We start from the raw sequence: 957 nt of genomic DNA, 5'->3' as shown, positions 1-957 counted from the left end.
CTAGGCCGTGTCTCCTGGATCATGGTTTGGGGCGGTCCGGTTTCGCGCGTAGCCAGATGAGGATGTCGGCGATCTGCACGGTGGCGCGGTAGCGGCAGGTGAGCTTGTCGTACCTGGTGGCCACGGCGCGGAACTGCTTACGCCGGTTCATCAGCCGTTCGATGGTGTTGCGCTGCCGGTAGCGGTGCGGGCGGAACGTGGGTGGACGGCCACCGCGTGACCCTTTCCGCGTCCGGTTGGCTTTCTGATCGTCCTTCTCGGGGATGTCGTGCGGGATGCGCCGGGCCCGCAGCGAACGGCGGTTGCCGCGCGAGCTGTACGCCTTGTCCGCCGAGAGGGAATCTAGGCGTTTGCGGGGACGACCGATTCCGCCCGGGCGGGCCACGGCCACGTCGTCGAGCAGTCGCACCAACTGGCGGGTATCGGAGTCCTGGCCCGGGGTGAGGTGGCTGGTCAGGTTCCGGCCGCGCCCGTCACCGATCGTGTGGATCTTCGTGGTCCACCCGCCACGCGACTTGCCGAGTCCTTCCCGTCGCGCTGCGTCACTGCTGCTCAGCCCTCTTTACGAGCGCCCGCGGCATGCTGATGGGCACGCACGATCGTGGAATCGGCGTTGCCGTGCCAGTCCAGATCCCCGACCGCGTCCGCCTCGGTGTGCAGCATCGCCTCGATCCGCGCCCAGGTCCCGTCCTCCTGCCAACGGGTGAACCGCTTGTACAGCGTCTTCCACGGCCCGTACCGTGCCGGGACGTCCCGCCACGGCACCCCGGTCCGCACCCGGAACACGATCCCGTTGATCACCTGCCGGTGATCACGCCACCGCCCACCACGCTGCCGTGTCATCGCCGGCAGCAACGGCGCGATCCGCGCGTACTCGACATCGGTCAGCTCGAACCGCCCACTCACGACAAACATGGATAGCCGAACCGCACCCCAAGATCCAGGAGACACGCCCTA

General features: G+C 67.9%; 1 protein-coding gene. It reads right to left on the bottom strand.

Features of this window, described 5'->3' with window-relative positions; all coding sequences use genetic code 11:
* Positions 1-19 precede the first annotated feature (19 nt).
* Positions 20-915 (bottom strand): IS5 family transposase gene (locus ACFHWY_RS28660; RefSeq protein WP_416583351.1). Its coding sequence is split into 2 segments (ribosomal slippage): positions 20-556 and positions 559-915, totalling 894 coding nucleotides; the frame shifts between segments, so codons are not numbered across the junction.
* Positions 916-957: the final 42 nt, after the last annotated feature.

Source organism: Micromonospora sp. LOL_024, assembly GCF_048060415.1.
Taxonomy (GTDB): Bacteria; Actinomycetota; Actinomycetes; order Mycobacteriales; family Micromonosporaceae; genus Micromonospora.
The sequence above is the reverse complement of the archived record's forward strand: the minus strand, read 5'-3'. Positions and strand labels throughout refer to the sequence as shown.